The organism is Salinicoccus kekensis (assembly GCF_900220995.1).
Taxonomy (GTDB): Bacteria; Bacillota; Bacilli; order Staphylococcales; family Salinicoccaceae; genus Lacicoccus; species Lacicoccus kekensis.
Genome location: NZ_OBQF01000010.1, coordinates 1,675 through 4,787, shown reverse-complemented (window position 1 = coordinate 4,787; position 3,113 = coordinate 1,675). Strand labels below are relative to the sequence as shown.

Genomic DNA, 3,113 nt, shown 5'->3' with positions numbered 1-3,113 from the left:
TAGAAAACCTACACGGTACAAATCTTTGAATAAGTCATCGATCGATTAGTATTCGTCCGCTGAGTGTGTTGCCACACTTACACGCCGAACCTATCCACCTCATCGTCTCTGAGGGATCTAATGGGGAAATCTCATCTTGAGGGGGGCTTCATGCTTAGATGCTTTCAGCACTTATCCCGGCCATACATAGCTACCCAGCGATGCCGTTGGCACGACAACTGGTACACCAGTGGTATGTCCATCCCGGTCCTCTCGTACTAAGGACAGCGCCTCTCAAATTTCCTACGCCCACGACGGATAGGGACCGAACTGTCTCACGACGTTCTGAACCCAGCTCGCGTGCCGCTTTAATGGGCGAACAGCCCAACCCTTGGGACCGACTACAGCCCCAGGATGCGACGAGCCGACATCGAGGTGCCAAACCTCCCCGTCGATGTGAACTCTTGGGGGAGATAAGCCTGTTATCCCCGGGGTAGCTTTTATCCGTTGAGCGATGGCCCTTCCATGCGGAACCACCGGATCACTAAGTCCGTCTTTCGACCCTGCTCGACCTGTATGTCTCGCAGTCAAGCTCCCTTATGCCTTTACACTCTGTGAATGATTTCCAACCATTCTGAGGGAACCTTTGAGCGCCTCCGTTACTCTTTAGGAGGCGACCGCCCCAGTCAAACTGTCCACCTGACACTGTCTCCCGTCCGGATCACGGACGCGGGTTAGAATCTCAACCACACCAGGGTGGTATCCCACCAGTGTCTCCACGTGGACTGGCGTCCACGCTTCATCGACTCCCACCTATCCTGTACGGGTGGGGTCAAGATTCAATATCAGGCTACAGTAAAGCTCCACGGGGTCTTTCCGTCCTGTCGCGGGTAACCTGCATCTTCACAGGTAATATGATTTCACCGAGCCTCTCGTTGAGACAGTGCCCAAATCGTTGCGCCTTTCGTGCGGGTCAGAACTTACCTGACAAGGAATTTCGCTACCTTAGGACCGTTATAGTTACGGCCGCCGTTTACTGGGGCTTCAATTTGCACCTTCGCTTACGCTGAGCGCGCCTTTTAACCTTCCAGCACCGGGCAGGCGTCAGCCCCTATACGTCACCTTTCGGTTTGGCAGAGACCTGTGTTTTTGATAAACAGTCGCTTGGGCCTATTCACTGCGGCTCATATCTCTATGAGCACCCCTTCTCCCGAAGTTACGGGGTCATTTTGCCGAGTTCCTTAACGAGAGTTCGCTCGCTCACCTTAGAATTCTCTTCCCAACTACCTGTGTCGGTTTACGGTACGGGCGGTGGGTATCTCACTAGCGGCTTTTCTTGGCAGTGTGAATCAACAGCTTCGCCCATAAAGGGCTCCCCATCACAACTCATCTACTCCGGGCGGATTTGCCTACCCGGACAACTCGTTGCTTGGACATGCACTTCCAATCGCATGCCTGACCATCCTCCTGCGTCACCACATCGCTCAAACAATACCCACCGGTACAGGAATTTCTACCTGTCTTCCATCGCCTACGCGTCTTCGCCTCGGCTTAGGTCCCGACTAACCCAGAGCGGACGAGCCTTCCTCTGGAAACCTTAGTCATTCGGTGGACGGGATTCCCACCCGTCTTTCGCTACTCACACCGGCATTCTCACTTCCAAGCGCTCCACATGTCCTCACGGTCATGCTTCACAGCACTTGGAACGCTCTCCTACCATCAATAAATTGATCCACAGTTTCGGTAATATGTTTAGCCCCGGTAAATTTTCGGCGCAGCGTCACTTGACTAGTGAGCTATTACGCACTCTTTAAATGATGGCTGCTTCTAAGCCAACATCCTAGTTGTCTGTGCAACGCCACATCCTTTTCCACTTAACATATATTTGGGGACCTTAACTGGTGGTCTGGGCTGTTGCCCTCTCGACAATGGACCTTATCACCCACTGTCTGACTCCCATGAAGCACATCTGCGGCATTCGGAGTTTGTCTGAATTCGGTAACCCGGGATGGGCCCCTCGTCCAAACAGTGCTCTACCTCCGCGATGCTCTCATGAGGCTATACCTAAATATATTTCGGAGAGAACCAGCTATCTCCAGGTTCGATTGGAATTTCACCGCTACCCACACCTCATCCGGTCACTTTTCAACGTAAGTCGGTTCGGCCCTCCATCCAGTGTTACCTGGACTTCAGCCTGGACATGGGTAGATCACCTGGTTTCGGGTCTACGACGATATACTCATGCGCCCTGTTCAGACTCGCTTTCGCTGCGGCTCCGCATCCTCTGCTTAACCTTGCATATCATCGTAAGTCGCCGGTTCATTCTACAAAAGGCACGCCATCACCCATTAACGGGCTCTGACTACTTGTAAGCACACGGTTTCAGGTTCTGTTTCACTCCCCTTCCGGGGTGCTTTTCACCTTTCCCTCACGGTACTGGTTCACTATCGGTCACCAAGGAGTATTTAGCCTTGGGAGATGGTCCTCCCGGATTCCGGCGGAATTCCTCGTGTTCCGCCGTACTCAGGATCCACCTAACGCACACACCGCGTTCGCCTACGGGACTGTTACCCCCTGTGGTCCATCTTTCCAGATGGTTCAACTGGCAGTGTGCTTGTATATCGGTGTCCTACAACCCCAGCAAATGCTGGTTTGGGCTCTTCCCGTTTCGCTCGCCGCTACTCGGGGAATCGTTTTTACTTTCTCTTCCTCCGGGTACTAAGATGTTTCAGTTCCCCGGGTCTACCTCCGCATGCGCTATGTATTCACGCATGGGTAACATCAAACGATGCTGGGTTCCCCCATTCGGATATCTTCGGTTCACAGCTTACTTACAGCTCCCCGAAGCATTTCGGTGTTTGTTCCGTCCTTCATCGGCTCTTGGTGCCAAGGCATCCACCGTGTGCCCTTCATTACTTAATCGCAATGAATTTGTGAGTGTACTAAATGGTACATTTGCGTGTATTTATGAACTCTTTTGTTTGTTCTCGGTTTTCTACGCAATTAATTTGATTTCGGTTAAAATCAATTTAATGTTGCTTGCTTCTATATGGTTTTCAATGTACATCGAATGTCTCATACATAAATAAGAACATTCAAAACTGAATACAATATGTCAAACGTCAATTCCGTCG

The 3,113-nt window shown here is 51.5% G+C and carries 1 rRNA gene; it reads right to left on the bottom strand.

From position 1 onward, the window contains the following. Nucleotides 1–25: 25 nt before the first annotated feature. Nucleotides 26–2,901: ribosomal RNA gene (locus CRN96_RS13120) — 23S ribosomal RNA — on the bottom strand. Between the last annotated feature and the right edge of the window lie 212 nt (nucleotides 2,902–3,113).